The organism is Campylobacter sp. P255 (assembly GCF_003627915.1).
Taxonomy (GTDB): domain Bacteria; phylum Campylobacterota; class Campylobacteria; order Campylobacterales; family Campylobacteraceae; genus Campylobacter_D.
Genome location: NZ_NREN01000002.1, coordinates 49,055 through 68,970, shown reverse-complemented (window position 1 = coordinate 68,970; position 19,916 = coordinate 49,055). Strand labels below are relative to the sequence as shown.

16 protein-coding genes are annotated in these 19,916 nt (G+C 30.9%); 7 read left to right on the top strand and 9 right to left on the bottom strand.

What is annotated here, in order from left to right:
* Positions 1 to 2: 2 nt before the first annotated feature.
* The 5 genes from tyrS to CKA54_RS01550 all read left to right on the top strand — a co-directional run bounded on the left by tyrS (position 3) and on the right by CKA54_RS01550 (position 7,066).
* Complete coding sequence (gene tyrS / locus CKA54_RS01570; RefSeq protein WP_120759405.1) at positions 3 to 1,205, top strand: tyrosine--tRNA ligase; 1,203 nt, start codon at positions 3 to 5, stop codon at positions 1,203 to 1,205.
* Positions 1,205 to 2,302: a nitronate monooxygenase gene (locus CKA54_RS01565; protein ID WP_120759403.1), complete on the top strand. Its 1,098-nt coding sequence runs from the start codon at positions 1,205 to 1,207 to the stop codon at positions 2,300 to 2,302. The genes tyrS and CKA54_RS01565 overlap by 1 nt, the downstream gene beginning before the upstream one ends.
* Positions 2,295 to 4,310 carry an N-acetylmuramoyl-L-alanine amidase gene (locus CKA54_RS01560; RefSeq protein ID WP_120759402.1) on the top strand — a complete coding sequence of 672 codons (2,016 nt, stop codon included), beginning with the start codon at positions 2,295 to 2,297 and terminating at the stop codon, positions 4,308 to 4,310. Before CKA54_RS01565 ends, CKA54_RS01560 begins: the two co-directional genes overlap by 8 nt.
* On the top strand, positions 4,307 to 6,139 hold the full coding sequence (gene mnmC / locus CKA54_RS01555) for a bifunctional tRNA (5-methylaminomethyl-2-thiouridine)(34)-methyltransferase MnmD/FAD-dependent 5-carboxymethylaminomethyl-2-thiouridine(34) oxidoreductase MnmC (RefSeq protein ID WP_120759400.1): 1,833 nt from the start codon (positions 4,307 to 4,309) through the stop codon (positions 6,137 to 6,139). The genes CKA54_RS01560 and mnmC overlap by 4 nt, the downstream gene beginning before the upstream one ends.
* A gap of 96 nt (positions 6,140 to 6,235) precedes the next feature.
* Positions 6,236 to 7,066 carry an inverse autotransporter beta domain-containing protein gene (locus CKA54_RS01550; RefSeq protein WP_120759398.1) on the top strand — a complete coding sequence of 277 codons (831 nt, stop codon included), beginning with the start codon at positions 6,236 to 6,238 and terminating at the stop codon, positions 7,064 to 7,066.
* On the opposite strand, the gene rseP is transcribed toward CKA54_RS01550, so the two are convergent.
* Genes rseP through murJ form a run of 9 tightly spaced genes read right to left on the bottom strand, consistent with a single transcriptional unit; the run spans position 7,060 to position 17,377 of the window.
* Entirely contained in the window at positions 7,060 to 8,169 is a 1,110-nt protein-coding gene (rseP, locus tag CKA54_RS01545) for an RIP metalloprotease RseP (RefSeq protein ID WP_120759396.1), read from the bottom strand. The two genes, CKA54_RS01550 and rseP, sit on opposite strands and share 7 nt — an antisense overlap.
* A gap of 1 nt (position 8,170) precedes the next feature.
* The gene (gene pgsA, locus CKA54_RS01540; protein ID WP_120759395.1) at positions 8,171 to 8,701 is read right to left on the bottom strand and encodes a CDP-diacylglycerol--glycerol-3-phosphate 3-phosphatidyltransferase; all 531 of its coding nucleotides are present in this window, start codon (positions 8,699 to 8,701) and stop codon (positions 8,171 to 8,173) included.
* 59 nt (positions 8,702 to 8,760) lie between these two features.
* Entirely contained in the window at positions 8,761 to 9,540 is a 780-nt protein-coding gene (locus CKA54_RS01535; protein ID WP_120759393.1) for an enoyl-ACP reductase, read from the bottom strand.
* Entirely contained in the window at positions 9,540 to 10,436 is an 897-nt protein-coding gene (gene dapA, locus CKA54_RS01530; protein WP_120759391.1) for a 4-hydroxy-tetrahydrodipicolinate synthase, read from the bottom strand. The genes CKA54_RS01535 and dapA overlap by 1 nt, the downstream gene beginning before the upstream one ends.
* The gene (locus CKA54_RS01525) at positions 10,429 to 11,679 is read right to left on the bottom strand and encodes a pitrilysin family protein (RefSeq protein WP_120759389.1); all 1,251 of its coding nucleotides are present in this window, start codon (positions 11,677 to 11,679) and stop codon (positions 10,429 to 10,431) included. Before CKA54_RS01525 ends, dapA begins: the two co-directional genes overlap by 8 nt.
* On the bottom strand, positions 11,676 to 12,734 hold the full coding sequence (locus tag CKA54_RS01520) for a quinone-dependent dihydroorotate dehydrogenase (RefSeq protein WP_120759387.1): 1,059 nt from the start codon (positions 12,732 to 12,734) through the stop codon (positions 11,676 to 11,678). Before CKA54_RS01520 ends, CKA54_RS01525 begins: the two co-directional genes overlap by 4 nt.
* Before the next feature lie 50 nt (positions 12,735 to 12,784).
* Complete coding sequence (locus CKA54_RS01515) at positions 12,785 to 14,548, bottom strand: ABC transporter ATP-binding protein (protein ID WP_120759386.1); 1,764 nt, start codon at positions 14,546 to 14,548, stop codon at positions 12,785 to 12,787.
* Positions 14,541 to 15,923: a cysteine--tRNA ligase gene (gene cysS, locus CKA54_RS01510; RefSeq protein WP_039663372.1), complete on the bottom strand. Its 1,383-nt coding sequence runs from the start codon at positions 15,921 to 15,923 to the stop codon at positions 14,541 to 14,543. Before cysS ends, CKA54_RS01515 begins: the two co-directional genes overlap by 8 nt.
* Positions 15,923 to 17,377 carry a murein biosynthesis integral membrane protein MurJ gene (murJ, locus tag CKA54_RS01505; RefSeq protein ID WP_120759384.1) on the bottom strand — a complete coding sequence of 485 codons (1,455 nt, stop codon included), beginning with the start codon at positions 17,375 to 17,377 and terminating at the stop codon, positions 15,923 to 15,925. Before murJ ends, cysS begins: the two co-directional genes overlap by 1 nt.
* 121 nt (positions 17,378 to 17,498) lie before the next feature.
* Between murJ and CKA54_RS01500 the strand changes: the two genes are divergently transcribed.
* Positions 17,499 to 19,367, top strand: a complete 1,869-nt coding sequence (locus CKA54_RS01500) for a flagellar assembly protein A (protein WP_120759382.1) — start codon at positions 17,499 to 17,501, stop codon at positions 19,365 to 19,367.
* Entirely contained in the window at positions 19,351 to 19,902 is a 552-nt protein-coding gene (gene ruvA / locus CKA54_RS01495) for a Holliday junction branch migration protein RuvA (protein WP_120759380.1), read from the top strand. The genes CKA54_RS01500 and ruvA overlap by 17 nt, the downstream gene beginning before the upstream one ends.
* Positions 19,903 to 19,916 lie beyond the last annotated feature (14 nt).

The following is a 19,916-nucleotide window of genomic DNA, read 5'->3' as shown; positions in this document are numbered from 1 at the left end:
TTATGGATATTAATGAAATTATTAAAGAAATTAAAAGAGGAATTGCAGAAATCATTGATGAGGAAAGATTAGTTTCTTTGGTAAAAAATTATTATGAAAAAGGTGAAAACTTTTTTGTAAAAGCTGGTTTTGATCCAACAGCAGCTGATTTGCATTTAGGCCATACGGTAGTTTTAAGCAAGATGGCTTTGCTTCAAAAACATGGAGCGATTGTACAGTTTTTAATAGGCGATTTTACTGCACAAATAGGCGATCCTACAGGAAAAAGCGCAACAAGAAAGAAGCTTGATAGAGAAGAAGTGCTAAAAAATGCTAAAACTTACGAAGAGCAAGTTTTTAAAATTCTAGATCCTGATAAAACTCAAATTCATTTCAACTCTAAATGGTTAAATGAATTAGGTGCAAGCGGTATAGTGGAGTTGACTTCGACATTTAGTGTAGCTAGAATGCTTGAAAGAGATGATTTTACTAAGCGTTTTAAAGAACAAAGCCCTATATCAATTTGTGAGTTTTTGTATCCACTTTTGCAAGGTTATGATAGTGTTGCTTTAAAAAGCGATATAGAAATGGGCGGAACTGATCAAAAATTTAATCTTTTGATGGGTAGACAGCTTCAAAGAGTGTATGATTGTAAAAAAGAACAAGCGGTTATGATGATGCCATTGCTTGAAGGTCTTGATGGTGTAAATAAAATGAGCAAAAGCTTAGGAAATTATATCGGTGTAACTGAAGATGCAAAAGATATGTATGCTAAGGTTTTAAGTATAAGCGATGAATTGATGTTTAGGTATTATGAGCTTTTAAGTGAAAAAAGTTTAAACGAAATTTCACAAATTAAAGAAGATATTAGCAATGGTTCATTACACCCTAAAAAAGCCAAAGAAAACTTAGCTTTAGAAATCACTGCACGTTTTCATTCTAGTGAATGTGCATTAAAAGCTAAGGAAGAATTTGATAAAATTCACAGTGCAAAAGAGCTTCCTAGTGATATGCCAAGTTTTACTTTAGAAGGTAGTATTTGGCTAGCAAAAGCTATAGTAGAATGTAAAATGGAAAGCTCCACTTCAGCTGCAAGAAGATTGATTAATTCAAATGCAGTAAGTGTTAATGGTGAAAAAGTTCAAGATGAACAACTCCAACTAGAAAATGGCGAATATATTTTACAAGTTGGAAAAAGAAAATTTGCAAAATTAAAGGTTGTATGATGAGTTTTAAAGCTTTAAAAATTGGAAAGCACGAGATAAAATATCCTATATTTCAAGGTGGTATGGGTCTTGGTATAAGTTGGGATAGACTTGCTTCTGCAGTTTCTTTAAATGGTGGTTTAGGGATTATTTCTTCAGTTGGTACAGGTTATTATGAAAATAGAACACACATTGATAAAGAATTCAATGCAAAGCCTTATGGTAGTGATAATTTTTACTCTAAAGCGGGCTTGAAAGCTTTGATTGATAATGCTAGAAAAGTTTGTAAAGATGCGCCTTTGGGCTGTAACATTTTATATGCAAGTAACAATTATGCTCAAATTGCCCGTAATGCTTGTGAAGTAGGCTTTAATGTGATAGTTTCAGGTGCAGGACTCCCTACTAATTTACCTGAATTTACGCAAGATTATCCCGATGTTGCTTTAGTGCCTATTGTATCATCTGCTAAAGCTTTAAAAATCATTTGCAAAAGATGGCAAAGTAGATATAATCGTTTACCTGATGCAGTTATCGTTGAGGGTCCAAAAAGTGGAGGGCATCAAGGTTTTACCTATGAGCAATGCTTGATGGAAGAGTATCAATTAGAAAATGTAGTACCACAGGTTGCACAAGAGATTAAAAACTGGGGCGACATACCTCTGATCGCTGCAGGTGGAATTTGGGATAAACAAGATATAGAAAAAATGATTTCTCTAGGTGCAAGTGGAGTTCAAATGGGAACACGCTTTATCGGTACTTTTGAATGTGATGCGAGCGATGAATTTAAACAAGTATTACTCGAATGTAAAAAAGAAGATATTGAGCTTTTAAAATCTCCTGTTGGGTATCCTGCAAGGGGGGTAAGAACAAATCTTTTAAATCTAGTTGATAAAAGAATGGGTCCTAAAATTTCTTGCGTAAGTAATTGTGTTGCTCCGTGTGGAAGGGGTAAAGAGGCTACTAAAGTGGGGTATTGTATCGCGGATAGATTATATGATGCATGGAGCGGTAAAAAAGAAACAGGCTTGTTTTTTACTGGTGCAAATGGATATAGGCTTGAAAAACTTATCAGTGTAGAAGAGCTAATAAATAAACTTGTTAATGGCGAAGATGCTTAAAATATTTTTTGTTTTTTTGATATTTTGCTGTAGTGTTTTTGCAAATGCAGAGGTGAAAAATTTTGATCAAAATTTTTTAACCTCTAATGCAGAAGAAAAACTACAACTACATCAGCAACTAAAATCTCTATATATACAAAGCGTGATTAATGACAATAATGAAGAAAAAAATGAAATTTTAAAAAGATTGATCATTAGTTCCAATTTTTTAGGTTTTGATGACAAAGCTTATGTGCAAGAGCTTAAAGAAAGTGGAGTAGGTGAGGCAGAGATTTCTCGCTTAAAAAATGCTTTGAATGTTATCCAAGATCAAAAAATTAAAAAAGATCAAAATAAAAAAGAAAATAACACTACAGTTGTCAATAAAAAAGAAGATAAAAAAGAAGATAAAAAAGAAGATAAGAAAGAAGATAAGAAAGAAGATAAGAAAGAAGATAAGAAAGAAGATAAGAAAGAAGATAAGAAAGAAGATAAGAAAGAAGATAAGAAAGAAGATAAGAAAGAAGATAAGAAAGAAGATAAGAAAGACTCGGCTACAGATGAACTTTTTGTGCTTGATGTTAAAAAGCTTGATAGCGGTGTGATGTTGGATTTGAGTAAAAAAATTAGTCAGAAAGAAATTAAAAATTTCACACTAAAAGGCGAGAATAATGTTCGCTATGTGGCTGATTTTGAAGGGGTATTGAAAGGACCTAAGAAAAATTTTGATTTTAAAGAGTTTGACATCATTGTGTCGCAGTTTAATCCAACTACAATGCGTTTGGTTTTAACTTCAAAAAAAGAATTGAAAGTTAAAATCGAGTTAAAAGATGAAAATCTTTATATGGGACTTGAAAAAGCTGAAAAAGCTGAAAAAGCTGAAAAAGCTGAAAAAGCTGAAAAAGCTGAAAAAGCTGAAAAAGCCCAGGCACCCAAAGCTATTGTGAAAAAACAGGAAAATGTTAAAAAGACTCCAGCTAGCAAACAAGAGCCATTGTATATTTTAAAATCAAACAAAGAAAAAAATGGTGTGAGCTTAAAATTAAGCAGCGATATTGATATCGAAGATATTAAAATTAGTTCTTTTAAAGATGGTAAAATATATCGTTCAATCGTGAGTTTTGAGGCTATCTTGGAAGGAGATAGAAGAAAAATTGATGTTAGTAAAAATCAATCTATTACTATTGTACAATTTAATAAAACAACCGTTAGAGCGGTATTGAGTTCTAATGTTGATTTTAAAACAAATATTGATTTAGATGATGATTTGTTTATTGGTTTTGAGAAAAAAACTAAAACCACAGTTGCAAAATCCAATACTAAAATTCAAAAACCAAGTATTAGAAAATCAGGCAAGGTGATTGTGATTGATCCAGGTCATGGTGGAAAAGATCCTGGTACTTTAGGTGACAAAGGCGTAAGGGAAAAAGATGTGGTTTTGAGTGTATCGCTTAAACTTGGCAATGAACTAAAAAAACGAGGGTACAAGATCTTTTACACTAGAAGCACAGATAAATTTATAAATCTTAGAGATAGAACTTCCATGGCTAATGAAAAAATGGCAGATTTGTTTATCTCTGTTCATGCAAACGCAGCTCCAAATAAACAAAGAGCTAAAACTTTACAAGGGATTGAAACTTTCTTTTTATCGCCAGCAAGAAGTGAAAGAAGTAAAAAGGCAGCAGAATTGGAAAATCAATCTGACTTTGAAGAAATGAATTATTTTTCTAAGCAAACCTTTTTAAATTTTTTAAATCGTGAAAAAATAGTCGCTTCTAATAAACTTGCCATTGATGTGCAAAAAAAGATTTTAAGTAATGTAAGAAAAAAATACAAAGTTGTTGATGGTGGAGTGAGAGAAGCGCCATTTTGGGTTTTAGTAGGTGCGCAAATGCCTGCAATTTTGATTGAGATAGGTTATATTAGTCATCCTAGCGAAAGAAATCGATTGCTAAATAAAAATTTCCAAGATCTATTGGCTATTGGTATTGCAAATGGAATAGAGAGCTATTTTTATAAAAATCAATGAAAAAAGCAAAGATTATCATCAAGGACAATGCGCCATTTTCTTTAGATTTTGATGATTATTATTTTAATTCTAGCGATGGTTTAAGCGAAAGTCGGTATATTTATACCAATGCCTTTGAATTAAATAAAGAAAAAACAATTGTCGCAGAGCTTGGTTTTGGTATAGGTTTAAATTTCTTTCTTACTTTAAAGCGCTTTTTAAGAGAAAAAAAAGACAAACAAAAACTTTTTTACGTGAGTTTTGAAAATTTTTATATAGAAAAAGAAAAATTAAGGGAAATTTACCAAACTCTTGGGTTTTATGAAGAATTTAAGGATTGGTTGGAGCCGTTTTTGCAAGCTTATCCTTATTGTAAAGATGGGGTTTATAGATTTTATTTTCAAGATAGTTTTTTGGATTTAGTTTTTGGGGAAGCTAAAGAGAAATTACAGAAATTAGATTTTAAAGCAGATGTTTGGTATTTAGATGGTTTTGCACCGGCAAAAAATCAAGATATGTTTAATGAAGATATTGTAGGCTTGGTTGCTAAAAATTCAAAAAAAGATACCAAGATTCTTACGTTTTCTGCTGCTAGTATTTTGAAAAAATCTTTGCTTGCTCATGGTTTTGAAGTTCAAAAAGTTAAGGGTTTTAAAAAAAGAGAAATGATTCAAGCTATATACAAAGGCTTAGAATTAGAAGATAAATTTGGTTATTTTAAAACCCCTTCTTTGAAAAATCCACCTAAGAAAGTTGCTATTATCGGTGCTGGGATTGCTAGCGCAAGTTTAGCTTATGAATTATCTTTGCGAAATATACAAGCAGATGTTTTTGAAAAAAAAGACAGTCTAGGTAAAGGTGCTTCGGGAAATATCAATGGAATTTTGAGTTCATTGATATTAAAACCAAATGTTTTGCTAGGTGAGTTTTCTCAGTATGCTTATATCGAAGCAAGTAGATTTTATAGACAAGTTTTAAATTTACAACCTCAAGGTGTTTATGAGTTTGCACATAATGAGTTAATGCAAGAACGTTTTGATAGTCAAAAAGATAATGTTTTATTTGATATTGTAAAACATCAAGCTTTTTTACGAGATGGAATGTGTATAAAACCTCAAGAAATAGTTAAAACCTTATTTAAAAAAAGCGGTGCCAATGTGTTTTTTGAATATGAGTTTTTAAACTATACTTATGATGAAAAATTCACCTTATATTTTGACCGCGAAAGAGTATTGAAAGATTATGATGTTTTAATTTATGCTCAAGGGGCTAGCGCTAGAGAATTTTTAAATTATAAATTTATGAGTTTAAGTAGTGTAAGAGGTCAGTGTACGCATTTAAAACCGTTTTTAAAAAACACTCATGCGCTTTCCTCAAAAGGATATGTTTGCCCTATTAACGATGAGATAAATATGCAACTAATTGGTGCAAGTTATGATAGGCTTAATCAAGATGAGCAGCTTTTAGAAGAGGATGATAAAAGCAATATTGAAAATATCAAAGAGTTTTTGCATGATGAAAAATTAGAAGTTATTGGTGGTAAAGTTGGATTTAGATCGTACTCAAGTGATAGATTTGCTATAGCAGGTCAAGCGTATGATGAAAATTTTTATTTGCAAAATTATAAAGGACTTTTATGGCATAAAAATAAAGTTCAAAAAAGACCAAATGATTTTTTACCACTGTATTTTTCAATTGCGCATGGCTCTAGAGCTTTTGCGAGTGCTATAGTTTGCGCTAGAGCTATTTGTTCGATGATTTTTGATGAAGTACAAATGGAAAATGATTTTTTATATGCTTTACATCCTGCTCGCTTTTTAATTCGTCAGCTCAAAAAAGGAAAAGTTTAGATTTTTACCTTTAATTCACTTTTTCTAGGTATTTTAAATTTTCAAAAAAACTTAATATAAGTGTAAAATGAATATAAGTATTTAATAAGAGGTTGTGTGAAAAAATATATTTGTTTAACATGTTTATGCTTAAACGGTTTTGCCTTGAGTTTGGAAGAAAGTTTAGGTGAGGGTGATGTGAATATCACTAAAATGCAAAAAACAAGCACGGTTTCTAAGCAAGTATTGTTTCAAAAACCACAAGAGTTTCAACCTCAAAATACTGATCTTGGATCCTTTGCTAGTCAGTCTTTGGCAAAGGTTTTAAATTTAAGTTCCAAAGATAAAACAGAAGCTAGTTTGGATTATAATGCTTTAAATGTAAATATTAAGAATATTAATACTATTGCTGATTATGATAATGCAAGTTTGTTGCTAGAAAAACAAGCAAGAATAGGTCAAATTGAACAAGCTTATTCTTTGGGGTTGATCAATCGTTATGAAATAGATGATTTTTACCTAGGTTTTAATTATTTTAATGATTACTATAAAGAGGCTTGTTCTAAAAATAGCTTTGGCGCTGAATTGCAGTTTAGTGATTATTTTAAAGCGTATGCAAATTATTATGATGTGAAAGAAAATGATACTGATGATAGTACCGAGCTTGGGGTGATGTTTGACTTGCCTTATTTAAGTGTGATTAATATTAATTCAAACATAAAAGAAGCACAAAATCAATACAATATCACTTATTCACCTTTGTCAATTTTAGATTTATCGCTTAATTATCAAGATGAAAAAACTAACGCAAAAGATCAAGCGGCAATGTGGGTAAAATTTAGACTCAATTATGAGCAAAGCTTAAGTAAGCAATTTTATAATAGCCTTTACCATAAAAATGCTATAGGCAAATTCAATCGTTATGATTTTGCCACAAGAACTTATTGATTGCTCATAAAACGAGTAAGATCATTGTAGGTTACAAAAACCATTAAAGCTAAAAGTAAAGCCATGCCAAAATAGCTTAGGTATTCAAAACACACCTTTGGAACTTCTTTTTTAAAAATGAACTCATAGAGATTAAATAAGATATGTCCCCCATCTAAAGCAGGGATTGGAAGTAGGTTAAGCACTCCAAGATTAATGGAGATTAAAGCAGTGATTAAAAACAAAACAACTATGCTTGTATTTGCAGCTTTAGAGGTAACATCCACCATGGTAATGATACCACCCATGTTTTTAGCATCTAACTCTCCGCTGATAATTTTAGCAAGTCCTTTAAAGATTAGTAAAGAAGCTTCCATGCTTTCTTCATAGGCGTATTTTAAGCTTGTAAAACCTTGATGATAAATAGTCACAAACTCACCCTTAGGAGCAATACCAATAAGAGGCTTTTGTACCTTTTGGTAAAATTCGTTATAACCCTCATCAATTTGCGGTGTTAGAGTGACCTTGATCAAGGCACCATCGCGTTTTATATCAAGTATTGTTGTTTTTGCATGTACTAATTTACTGATTTCTTCAAAGCTTTGAATCGCAACTCCATTGATAGCCATAATCGTATCGCCTACTTGTAAATTTGCTTTTTCAGCGGCTGAATTAGGCGCAATGCTTCCGATGATAGGTGCAAGTTTTTGCACTCCTAAAAAACCTATGGCTATGTAGAGTAAAAAAGCCAAAAAGAAGTTAAAGAATGGCCCTGCAAAAAGTATGTAAATTCTAGCTAAAGGGCTTAAGGTGTTATAGCTATTTGGCTCATAATTTTTTTCACCAGGATTTAAATCATCTTGTCCTTTGAGTTTAACATAACCACCTAAAGGTAGAGCAGATAAGCGGTATTCTGTGTTTTTATAAGTTTTTTTAAAAATAGCTTTTCCAAATCCTATGCTAAAAATTTCTACATCGACTTTCATGTGTTTTGCAGCTAAGAAGTGCCCTAACTCGTGAAAAAAAATTAAAAAAGATATCACTAAAAGTGTAATTAAAAAACTAAAAGAATAAAATTTAAATCCTATGGCTAAAATAAGTAGTAAAAATAAATATGACTTCAATTTACGCCTTTTTTAAATGTTTTACATAAGCTAGAATGTATTCTAAAGCAGAATATAATGTTAATATTAAAGCAATAAATAACAAGATATTTGCAAATGGCCATTGCATGGTTAAAAAAATGATGGCTATCATTTGGAAACTTGTTTTGATTTTACCTGCAAAAGAAGCACTCACATCAAATTTTTCACTTACCATCACCACTCTAAATCCAGTGATAAAAAACTCTCTAACTAAGATGATATAAACCATCCATGGATCAGCTCTATGAGTGAGTAATAAACCTAAAAAGGCAGCTAGAACAAGCATTTTATCTGCTAAAGGATCAATGATGGCGCCAAGTTTTGTAGTTTGGTTCCAAGTGCGCGCAATATAACCATCAAAAAAATCAGTCAAAGCTGCTATACCAAAAACAACACACGCAAAATAATTTACCCAGCTAGGATGGATATTTTCAAAATCATGAATTAATAAATAAAATAAAATAGGAGCTAATAGTATCCTTATAAATGCCAAGGCGTTGGGTAAATTCATGTTTGTTTAATCCTTATGTGATAAAAATACCCCCAAAAAAAAAGGGGGGGGGCAATAAATCATTTAAAAGTGGTACCACCATCAACGATTAGTGTGTGACCTGTGATCCAATTTGCTTTATCAGAGCATAGGAATAAACATGCCCCAGCTAAATCTTGAGGTTCGCCGATGCGATTAAGTGGACTAAGATTAATTGTTGCGTTTTTTACTTCTTCATAGTTTGTAAATGCTTTAAGTGCGTCAGTGTCAATTGGTCCACCGCTTACTACATTTACGCGGATGTTTTTTGCACCAAGCTCAGTTGCAGCGTATCTTGCCATAGCTTCAACCGCTGCTTTTGCAGTGCCATGTCCAGCATAATTTTCAATATGGACTAAATTTCCTGTAGAAGAAATAGATAATATACTACCTCCGCCGATTCTTTCCATTCTTTTGGCTGCTTCTTGAGCACCCACAACAAAAGCATTTACAGTTGCGGTAAAGATATTGTTGATACCTTTTGGTTTTAGTTTCATAAATTTAGTATATCCACCTACTACCGCACGACCTGAAATGATAGCATTAGAGATGAAAAAATCTATTCTATCAAAATCTTGATCAATTTTTTCAAATAATTCTTTATAAGTTTCTGGTTCAAGTATATTAAACTCGTATGCTTTTGCTTTGATTTTATAATTTGACTCTAAATCTTTTACAATTTCTTGAGCTAAGTCAGCATTAGAATTATAAGTAAAAGCTACATTAGCTCCTGCTTTTGCAAATTCATACACAATAGCCTTGCCAATCCCTCTTGTTCCACCGCTAATTACTAAAGTTTTATTTTGAAAAAAAGTCTCCATTAAAATCCTTTTATATTATAGTTTTTCATTACTGTTTCTATTTTTGTTAAATTACAATCACTAGGTTTGCAAAGCGGCAAACGATATTCTAAAGTAGGGGTCAACCCTGCTATATACATTGCGGCTTTAATAGGTATAGGATTGCTTTCACAAAATAAAATTTTATTGATATTATACAACTCATCGTTAATTTTTTTTGCTTCGATGTATTTTTCTTCTAAAGCTAAATGAGTTAATTTTGAAATCATATCAGGAAGTAAATTTGAAGTAACTGAAATCACACCTTTACCACCATTTGAAAGTATAGGATAATTAATTGCATCTTCGCCACTTAAAAGTATTATTCTAGGTTCGTGTGCTAATAAGTCTACGCATTTATCAATACTTCCACTAGCTTCTTTAACTCCGTAAATATTTTCACAATCTCTAAATAATTTTATAATGGTTTCAGTTTGTAGTTCGCATCCTGTTCTACCTGGTACATTATATAATAATACAGGTATATCAATGCTTTTTGCTATTTCTTTATAATGCAAATACAAACCTTCTTGCGTGGGTTTGTTATAATAAGGTGTAACACTTAAAATACCATCAGCACCATGTTCTTGGGCAAATTTAGCTAAACTTACAGCTTCGTGTGTAGCATTGCTTCCTGCACCCGCTAAAACCTTACAAGAGCTTCCTTTGCATGCATCAAGGGCAATTTCTATACAAATTCTATGCTCTTCATGAGTTAAAGTCGCACTTTCTCCGGTTGTTCCAACAGGTACTACCACATCAATACCATTTGCGATTTGTCTTTTAATAAGCTTGTGATATGTTTGCTCATCTAATTTTCCATTTTTAAATGGAGTAATTAAAGCAGTCATTGCACCTATGATTGTTTTGTTATTCATTTTTGCCCTTTCTTAAGATGATTGTGGTGGATTTATTTGCATTGAAATATTTTTTAGCACAATGAATTAAATCATCTTTGTTTAGACTCTCGATATTTTTTTCATAATCAAGTAAAGGTTTTAAATCTCCTCTTGCAAGATAAGATCCGTAAATGTTTGCCACACTACTTGCATTGCTTAATGAGAAAATAAAATCACTTTTTACAGTGTTTTTGATTTTTTCCATGATAGTATCATCAAATTTAGCATTTTTTACATCATCGAGAATTTTTAAAAGTTCTTTTTCGACATCCTCAGCTTGAACACTCTCATTGCAAACACAGATAAATACAAATAAGTTTTCATCAATATTTTCACTAGCATAAGCGTAAAATTCATTGATTAGCTCTAGTTTATCGATTAAAATTTCACTTATGAGAGAGCTTTTTCCATTTCCCAAAAGTTCACTTAAAGCACAAAGTTTTGGCATATCTTCGTGATTAAACGCAGGAATCTTATATGCAAGCGCTAGTAATTGTGTATCGCTTTCTTTGTGCAAAATAATGCGTTTAGCGCCATCTTGTTCAGGTTCTTTCTCATGGACTATAGGAATTGCTTTGGTGTTTTTAATATCATGAAAATGTTTTTTGGCTAGGTTAAAAACTTCATCTTCATTAATATCACCACTTACAAGCAAGATGGCATTTTTGGGTTGGTAGAAAGTTTGGTGAAATTCTTTTATATCTTCTATACTCCAATTTTGTATATCTTTGAAAAATCCTATTGGAGTCCAATGGTATGGATGGTGTAAAAAGGCGTGGTTATACAGTCTAAAGTATAAATAACCCAAAGGGTTATTATCAGTTCTCCATCGTCTTTCTTCTAAAACTACATCTCTTTCAGGTTGAAATTCATCATCTTTGAGATTTAAATTACGCATTAATTCTGCAAAAAGCCATAAAGATTTATCTAAATTTTCACTGGAGCATTTGATGAAATAATGTGTGTAGTCAAAGCCTGTGCTTGCGTTGTCCACTCCGCCAAAACCTTTAACTATCTCATCAAATTCACCTGCTTTTAAATTTTTAGTACTTTTAAAATTTAAGTGTTCTAGCATATGTGCTATGCCACTTTTTCCCATTTTTTCATTTCTTGAGCCAACTTTATAAAAAATATCTACACTAATTACCCCGCTTTTTTTGTTAACAGGTAGGGTATAAATTTCAAGTCCGTTCTCAAGGGTAGTGTTTTTATAATGAATCATTTAAAATTTACTCCTATAGCTTGACTGATATGATTAAAGCCATCTTGTTTTAAAAGTTCGATTAAACCTTGGTTGATATTTTTGACTATACTTGGCCCTTTAAAGATCATAGCAGTATAAATTTGAACTAAACTAGCACCATTTTTGATACGCTCATAAGCGGTTTCAGCACTGTCTATTCCACCACTTGCTATTAAAACAGTATCTTGATAAATTTCTTTTGCTACTTCCTTAAAGAAGGTTGCACTTTTTTGAGTGATTAATTTACCGCTAATTCCACCAAAAGTTCTTGCATTATCAATCAAAGAATAATCAATGCTAGTATTTGCCATAATAATACCATCTGCCTTTGCACTAATAGCGCTTTTGCAAAGTGATATAGCACTATCGATATTCATATCTGGTGCGATTTTTAAAATGACTGGTTTGTTTGTGATTTCTTTTGCTTGGTTAAACAAGGTGCTTACAAATTCTTCACTTTGTAAATCTCTTAGATTTTTAGTATTTGGTGAGGAAATGTTGATTACAAATAAATCACATAAGTCCTTGAACTCTTTTAATAAAATAATATAATCATTGATCGCTTCTTCATTTGGGGTGATTTTATTTTTACCTATATTAGCAACCAAGGGTATACTAAAAGGGTAAACTTTTTTAACTGCTTTAGCAATAGCATCTTTGCCTTTGTTATTAAAGCCCATAGCATTTTGAATGCTTTCTTGTTCAACTAGCCTAAAAAGTCTAGGTTTTTCATTGCCACTTTGTGGTTTTGGAGTAAAGGTGCCATACTCTAAGAATCCAAAACCTAATGCACTTAGTGGTCTTATCATGGTTGCATTTTTGTCAAATCCACCTGCTAAACCTACTGGATTGTAAAAATGTAGATTGAAAATTTCTTGGTTTAGGGCTTCATCGTTTACTATGTAGTCTTTTGCAAAAAAACTAAGTCCTCCGGGAAAAATACAATCCAAAGTACGCATGCTAAATTCAGCTAAAGCATGGGCGTTTTCTGGATCTAGTTTGTATATTAAAGGTTTTAAGCTCTCATAAGTCATTTTTTTCCTTTTGTGCAAAATAGCATATTTTACTAAAAAAATGATAATTTTTAGTTTTCATTTGCTTGAATTTGATCAGTTTTTTGTGCTTTTTGCTTTAGTTTTTGATAAATTTCACAATGTTGCATCAAATATGTATCGTTTCCAATAGAGGCGATTTTTCCTTTGTCTAGTACAGCGATTTTGTCTGCATTTTCTATTGTGCTAAGTCTGTGTGCGATGATGAGTATCAAACGATCTTTTTTTAGATTTTCTATTGTTCTTACAATGGCTTTTTCGCTTTCATTATCAAGTGCTGAAGTGGCTTCATCAAAAATTAAAATTTGAGGATTTTTATATAAAGCTCTTGCTATAGCAATACGCTGTTTTTGTCCACCTGAGAGATTTTTACCATGCTCTTTTAATTCAGTATGTATACCTCCAAGTTCTTGAACAAAATCATACGCATTGGCTTGTTTTAAAACTTCTATCACGCGTGCTTCGTCATACTCTTTAGCATAAGCAATGTTTTGAGCAATAGTATCGTTAAATATGTAAATATTTTGAGTCACCAAAGAAATATTTTCTCTTAAACTTGTAATATCAAAAGAACTAATATCTTTTTGGTTGATTAAAATTTCACCACTATTTTTTTCAAAAAAATACATTAAAAGATTAATAATGGAGGATTTCCCGCCACCACTTGAGCCTACTAGGGCTAAAATTTCTCCTCTATTAAAAGAAAAACTTACATCATTTAAGACCATTTTGTTTTCATGGTAACTCAAAGAGACATTTTTAAAGCAAATGTTTTGGATATTTTCTGTAAGTTTTTCATCGCCACCTTTAATTTGTGGTTCTAAATCAGTTAAATAAAAAGTTCTTTCGCTTGCTGCTACTGCATTTTGCAATCTTGTATAAAGTGAAGAAAGTCTTTTAATGGGAGTATAAGCCATAAACAAAGCTGTGGTAAAGCTAAAAAAAGATCCTATACTTAAACTCCCATCAATTACTTCTTTACCACCTACTATAATCACTACTGCAAATCCGATTGAACCCATAGATTCCATTAAAGGGCTACTTAAAGCTTCTATTCTAATGCCTTTTAAGGAAAGCTTGCAAACTTCACTATTGGTTTGGCTGAATTTTTGCATTTCATTTTTGCTTGCATTGGAAGCTTTAATCAGTTCTATATTAGAAAAGATTTCACTTAATCTTGAAGTGAGATCAGAATTTTTTTCTTGAGTATTGCGTCCTATTTTTTTAATCTTTTTTGCAAAAAGAACAAGAGGGTAAATCGCTAAAGGTAGGATAACTAAAGCAAAAAAAGTAAGTTTTGGACTTTGGTAAATCACCACACTTAAAAGCCCAATAGCAGTTAAACCTTCTCTTAAAATTTCAGGTATTATGGTAGAAACTATATTTTGCAAAGCACCAATATCAGAAGTACATCTGCTGATTAATTCTCCGCTTCTGTATTTATGGAAAAAACCCATATCTAAACGTAAGAGATTCCCAAGAACTAATTCTCTTAATCTTCTTAAAATATCTGTTCCAACATAAGAAATATAATAAACTTGCATATAGGCACCAAGATTTTTTAATACATAAATTAAAATCACCAATAAAGGCATATAATAAAGCAATTCCACATTTTTTTCAATAAAAATTTTATTTAAAATCGGCTCTATAATGTAAGCACTAGCAGCTGTACCACCGCTAGTTAAAAGCATGCCTATAATAGCTAAAGCAAAGTAAAACCAATAATCTTTATAGTAAGGCTTAAAGCGGTTAAAAACCTCTTTAAGTTTCATTTCTTTGTAGTTTTTATCCATTTTTCTCCCATATAACCCCATTTGGTGTATCCATTAAAAGAATATTTTCTTTAGCTAGATCATTGCGAATTTGATCTGCTAGAGCATAGTTTTTTTCTTGTTTTGCTTGGTTACGTAAAGTGATTTTTTCTTCTATTTCTTGACATTTTTCTTGACTGATGCCAAATTGAAAATATTTTATAGTATCGACAAAACCTAGACCAAAAATAAATGCAAGTTCTTTGAGAATTTTTTCTAATTGTGTTTTGTAGGTTTTGTCTTTAGGGTTTTGATCTAGATAGATATTGCTTTCATTGATAAACTCATCAAGCAAGGCTAATGCTTTAGAGATGTTTAAATCATCATTTAAAACATCTAAAATATGTTTAGCTATCTCGCTTTCTATGCTGATTATTTCATCTTTAAAAGCATTTAAATTTAAGCGTTTTTTTAAACGATAAAATTTATCTAATCTCTTTTTTGCAGCTTGTAAGTCTTCTAAGGCATAATTAAAATGTGCTCTATAATGTACGCTTAAAAGATAAAACCTCAATACTTCACCACTAAAAAGTTTCAAAGAATCTTTTAGGAAAAAGCTATTTCCTAAGCTTTTGCTCATTTTTTCACCATTAATTTGCACAAAGCCATTGTGTAGCCAAAAGTTAGCTAATTCATAATCATTTTTGCAGCGACATTGACAAGCTTCATTCTCATGATGAGGAAAGAGTAGATCAATACCTCCTGCGTGAATGTCAAGCTTGTCTTTAAAAATACTTTCTATCATTACAACACATTCAGTATGCCAGCCCGGTCTTCCTTTGCCAAAGCTTGCAGGGTAAAAATTCTCATCAAATTTCCATAAAACAAAATCACTATCGTTTTTTTTATTTACACTTTCTTCTAGGCGTGATTGGGTATCTTCTAAATTTCTTTTAGAAAGATGAAAGTATTTTTCATCTTTGCTTGTGTCAAAATAAATTCCATCATCAAGTTGATAGGCTAGGTTTAGTTTTAAAAGCTTTTCTATGTAAGCAATCATTTCTTGAATATAATTTGTTGCTTTTGGTTTAAAATCAGGCTCTAGTATATTAAGCGCTTGCATATCCTCTTCATATCTTTTAATATAAAAGCTAGTGATATCTTCTAAGCTTTGCTTGCTTTCATGCATTTTTTTTAAAATTTTATCATCAATATCAGTGTAATTTCTTGCAAACGTTACCTTGTAGTTATTAGCTAATAAAACTCTTCTTAAAAGATCAAAGCACACACTACTTCTTGCGTGTCCTAAATGCGCATCATCATATACAGTAGGGCCACAAAGGTAAATATTTGCTTGATTTGCTACATGAGGAGTAAATTTAATTTTTTTCTTTAAAACGCTATCAAATAATACCATTAAAACAAACCTTTAACAAAATGATAAATATGAATTAAAAATTGTATTAAAATATCTTTAATTTCAAATAAGCCTAAGGCAAATAAGCTTAAAAAAACTACACTAATTAGCCAAAATTTAATTCTAATAATACTCCATAGGTTTTTAAAGCCAAATTCTTTAACATTAGCATATAATAAATAAAAAGCACTAATAGATGAAGCTAGCGCAATACCTAGGCTTTTGTAAGCTTCTTCTTCGATAAGTAAGATAATTACTATGCTAAAAAATGCTGAAATAAAAAGTGTTTTAAAGGCGATTATGGCGGCTATTTTTTGTTTAAATTTAGCATAAAGCCACAATGAAAATAATTTTTGTAGACCAAAAGGTAAAAGTCCCAAAAGATAAGCTTGTAATAAAAATGCAGTGATTTTTGTGTCTTCTTGGTTGAAATTTCCTCTTTGGAATAAAAACTCAACAATCTCCTTTGCTAAAATAATCCCTACTATACTAGCTAAAATTAAAAGCACGCTTAAATATTCAAAGGCTTTTTGCATAAAAGCTAAGGCTTTTTGTTCTTCATTTGCTTTTAAATGTCTTAGTATTTTTGGAAAACTTACTTGACTTAGGGCGATTGCAAAAAGTGCTAGAGGAAGCTGAAAAACCCTATTAGAATAATATAAATAGGAAATACTACCAGCCATTAAAAAGCTCGCGATGGTAGTATCTAGCAAAGAGCTGATTTGATTAGCTGAAGAGCCTAAAAGTCCATGGGTAAATGTGGAGTGAAATTGATCTAATTTTGCCTTAGCTTTTTTTAGTTTGATACTTAAATACATGCTTTTTAAAATTTTAGTATTTTTTAGAGCAAAAATATGCCATATAAGCTGAGCCAAACCACTTAAAACAGTCGCATATGAAAAATAATACAAGGCTTCTAGTGGTTGATCTTGGCTAACAAAAAATCCCGCAATCACAACAAAAAGATTAAAAAAAGAAGCAGAAAAAGATGTAATGAAAAAATTTTGTTTATAATTTAGTAAAGAGCCTAAAAAGGTAACCAAAAAGATAAAAAATAAATACCAAAAATTAATAGAAACCAAAGGAGCGGCTAAAATAATTGTTTCTTTGTTAAAACCAAAAGCAAAAATCTTTGTAAAAAATTCAGCAAAAAAACTTACTAACACACAGGTTAAAAAGACAATTATGCTAAATTGCAATAATACATTTAAACAAAAGGCACCTTTTTTACTTGCTTTAATAAAGCTAGGCAAAAATGCTTGTCCAAAAGCTCCTTCGGCAAAAATTCTTCTAAAAAATGCAGGCATTTTTAAAGCCACAAAGAAAATATCGCTATAAATTCCAGCTCCTAAGTATAAAGCTAAAACAATATCTCTTAAAACTCCCATTATTCTAGAAAATAAAATTCCCAAAGCATTAATGATAAAATTTTTAAAAATAATATTTTTTTTCATGTGATTTCATTCTTTTTATATTAGTTTGAATATTATAAAATTTTTAATAATAATTTTAACGAAATTTTGATTTTATTTTTGCTAAAATCAAAATTTTATATACAATAAGGAAGCTTAGGATATGGAAGAAAAGAAAATTTTATACACTAAAGATCCCTATAAAGAGCTTTTGGTATTTGCTTCTGAAAATCAATGCGAGGTAGAAGAGTTAGATTTTAGATTATTGAGTTTTAACACTTCTTATACCTATGATAATCAAGAATGGATAAAGGCAAATGAAAAGGAATTAAAAATTTTTGAAGAAGATGAGAAGTTTTTAATTCAAAATTTAAATATCAAACAAGAATATAAAATCGAGATTTTTTTTAAAAAAATGGCTCATCTTCAAGAATTTGATATTAGCTTGCAAACAAATGAATTTTGTACTTTATTAAAAGCAAATGTTAAACCTAAAGATAGTATTGCATTTTATGATAAATTAGCTTTGGAGCTTTTAGAAGCCATATATAAAGCGATGATTAAAGAGAAATTTTTACTAGGCTTTAGAAATTTTGATTTTAAAAAACAAATTATAGATTTTAACGCTAAGGTCAAAGAAAAGCAAAAATTTGATTTTGAAGTTGAATTTGAAGTAAGCAAAGGGCTTGACCCTCAAGAACCTACTAATGAAGAGATTAAATTTCATTATTTGGATAAATTAAAAAAACACAATGACGTGATGAATAGAAATTATGTAGCGCCTATAGGAAAAGATGAGGTGGCTATTGAAAAGATAAAACCCAAAGAGGGGAGTGATGGTAAGGATTTAAGATTTAAAATTTTAAAAGCACTTCCACCTAAATCTAACAAAGACAAGGTAATTTGTTCAGACAAATTTGAAATCAAAGAAGATGATGAGAGTGTGAAATACATTGCCAAAAAAGATGGTTTTATTATACAAAGAAAGTCTATTTATGAAATAGAAAATTATTTGGAATTTAATAAGGTTGATTTTAAAAGTACAGGATCTATTTGGGCGGGTTTTGATAAACAAGTAATTATTATGATAAAAAACACAAATACCTTAGAAGATGCTATAGGACCTAGGATCACTGTTGAAGCACAGGAATTGGAAGTTGTGGGTAATATGGCTCAAGATTCTGTTTTAAGAGGTAAAAAAGTAACCCTTAAAGGTAACATGCATCACAAAAGCACCATTATAGGACAAAAGGTTGATGTAAACATTTTAAGGGGTTATTGCCAAGCGCAAGAATTAAACGTTGAAACTTTAGAAAATGGAGTAATTAGAGCTAAAAAAGTAAATATTAAAAAAGCAGTTGGTGGCGAGATTATTGCTGATGAGGTTTATATACAAGAGCTTGTGGGTAATTGTATTTGTAGTGCTAAAAGTTTGATACATATTGAAAAAATTCAAGGTAGTGGAAATAAGCTTATGATCCAAGATCTTAAAGCTTTTGGAGAAGAAAAAAGTGGCGAGGAAATTTTGGTTCATATTGATGAGTTACAAAAAGAACAAGAAAATGTAGCTAAAGAAATAGAAGATGTTAAGCATACTATTCAAGTAAGTAAAGACTCTGTGCGAATTTTGCAACAAAAAGCCAAAGAATTATTAAGTGCAAAAAGAGCTGTGCCGCAAGCTTACAAAGCTACTATTAAAGATTTTAATCAAAAAGTTGAAAGCTTAAGTATTTTAAGTAATAAAATAGAGACATTAAAAGAAGAAGAAAAAGCAAGCGTAGAAAAGTTAAAGCAAATTCAAGAAGAGCTTTTAAAATCAAAAATCATTAATAAAAGTGGAAAATGGTTGGATTTAAATGAGGTTAAATTTCACTTACTCAATCCTAGAAAAGAGTTAAGTTATCACCCAAATAACGAAGAAAGAATTCAATGCTTTACACTTGAAAAAGTTGAAACCGAAGAAGGCGTGAGTGCTTATGAAATTCAGTCTATAAGTAACTATAAGGAAAAGGTAGATGATAGTAGCAATTGAAGGTGTTGTAAGTAAAAAAGAACCTACTTTTATAGTATTAAAAACTGCTAATGGTGTAAGTTATGGTGTTTATGTATCATTATTTTGCTCAAGTGGTATTGAAGTAAATCAAAAGATAGAATTATCTATCACACAAATTATAAAAGAAGATTCGCATAAATTGTATGGTTTTTTAGATATTAATGAACAAAAAATGTTTGAATTGTTGATTAAAATCAGCGGTATAGGGGCAACGACTGCTATGGCACTTTGCTCAAGCTTAGATAGCAATACCTTTTACGCAGCTTTGCAAAATGGCGACGAAAGTGTGTTTAAAAAAGTTCCTGGTATTGGTCCAAAAAGCGCAAAGAGAATTATCGCTGAGTTAAGCGATGCTAAAATTCATATAGAAAATTCTAATCAAGATCAAGCGCAAGCTTTAGCAGCGTTGCTTTCGTTAGGGTTTAAACAAGAAAACATTTTAAAAGTTTTACGAACTTGTGAAAGTAAAAATACTAGCGAATTAATCAAAGAAGCTTTAAAGAAACTAGGATAATAAAAAGGAAAAAT

What these genes read in the sequence shown, in the direction of transcription:
- CKA54_RS01560 (WP_120759402.1), top strand. Translation starts at nt 2,295, where the DNA reads ATGCTTAAAATATTTTTTGTTTTTTTGATATTTTGCTGTAGTGTTTTT.
- CKA54_RS01535 (WP_120759393.1), bottom strand. Translation starts at nt 9,540, where the DNA reads ATGGAGACTTTTTTTCAAAATAAAACTTTAGTAATTAGCGGTGGAACA.
- CKA54_RS01525 (WP_120759389.1), bottom strand. Translation starts at nt 11,679, where the DNA reads ATGATTCATTATAAAAACACTACCCTTGAGAACGGACTTGAAATTTAT.
- tyrS (WP_120759405.1), top strand. Translation starts at nt 3, where the DNA reads ATGGATATTAATGAAATTATTAAAGAAATTAAAAGAGGAATTGCAGAA.
- mnmC (WP_120759400.1), top strand. Translation starts at nt 4,307, where the DNA reads ATGAAAAAAGCAAAGATTATCATCAAGGACAATGCGCCATTTTCTTTA.
- ruvA (WP_120759380.1), top strand. Translation starts at nt 19,351, where the DNA reads ATGATAGTAGCAATTGAAGGTGTTGTAAGTAAAAAAGAACCTACTTTT.
- dapA (WP_120759391.1), bottom strand. Translation starts at nt 10,436, where the DNA reads ATGAATAACAAAACAATCATAGGTGCAATGACTGCTTTAATTACTCCA.
- murJ (WP_120759384.1), bottom strand. Translation starts at nt 17,377, where the DNA reads ATGAAAAAAAATATTATTTTTAAAAATTTTATCATTAATGCTTTGGGA.
- CKA54_RS01500 (WP_120759382.1), top strand. Translation starts at nt 17,499, where the DNA reads ATGGAAGAAAAGAAAATTTTATACACTAAAGATCCCTATAAAGAGCTT.
- pgsA (WP_120759395.1), bottom strand. Translation starts at nt 8,701, where the DNA reads ATGAATTTACCCAACGCCTTGGCATTTATAAGGATACTATTAGCTCCT.
- CKA54_RS01520 (WP_120759387.1), bottom strand. Translation starts at nt 12,734, where the DNA reads ATGACTTATGAGAGCTTAAAACCTTTAATATACAAACTAGATCCAGAA.
- CKA54_RS01515 (WP_120759386.1), bottom strand. Translation starts at nt 14,548, where the DNA reads ATGGATAAAAACTACAAAGAAATGAAACTTAAAGAGGTTTTTAACCGC.
- CKA54_RS01565 (WP_120759403.1), top strand. Translation starts at nt 1,205, where the DNA reads ATGAGTTTTAAAGCTTTAAAAATTGGAAAGCACGAGATAAAATATCCT.
- cysS (WP_039663372.1), bottom strand. Translation starts at nt 15,923, where the DNA reads ATGGTATTATTTGATAGCGTTTTAAAGAAAAAAATTAAATTTACTCCT.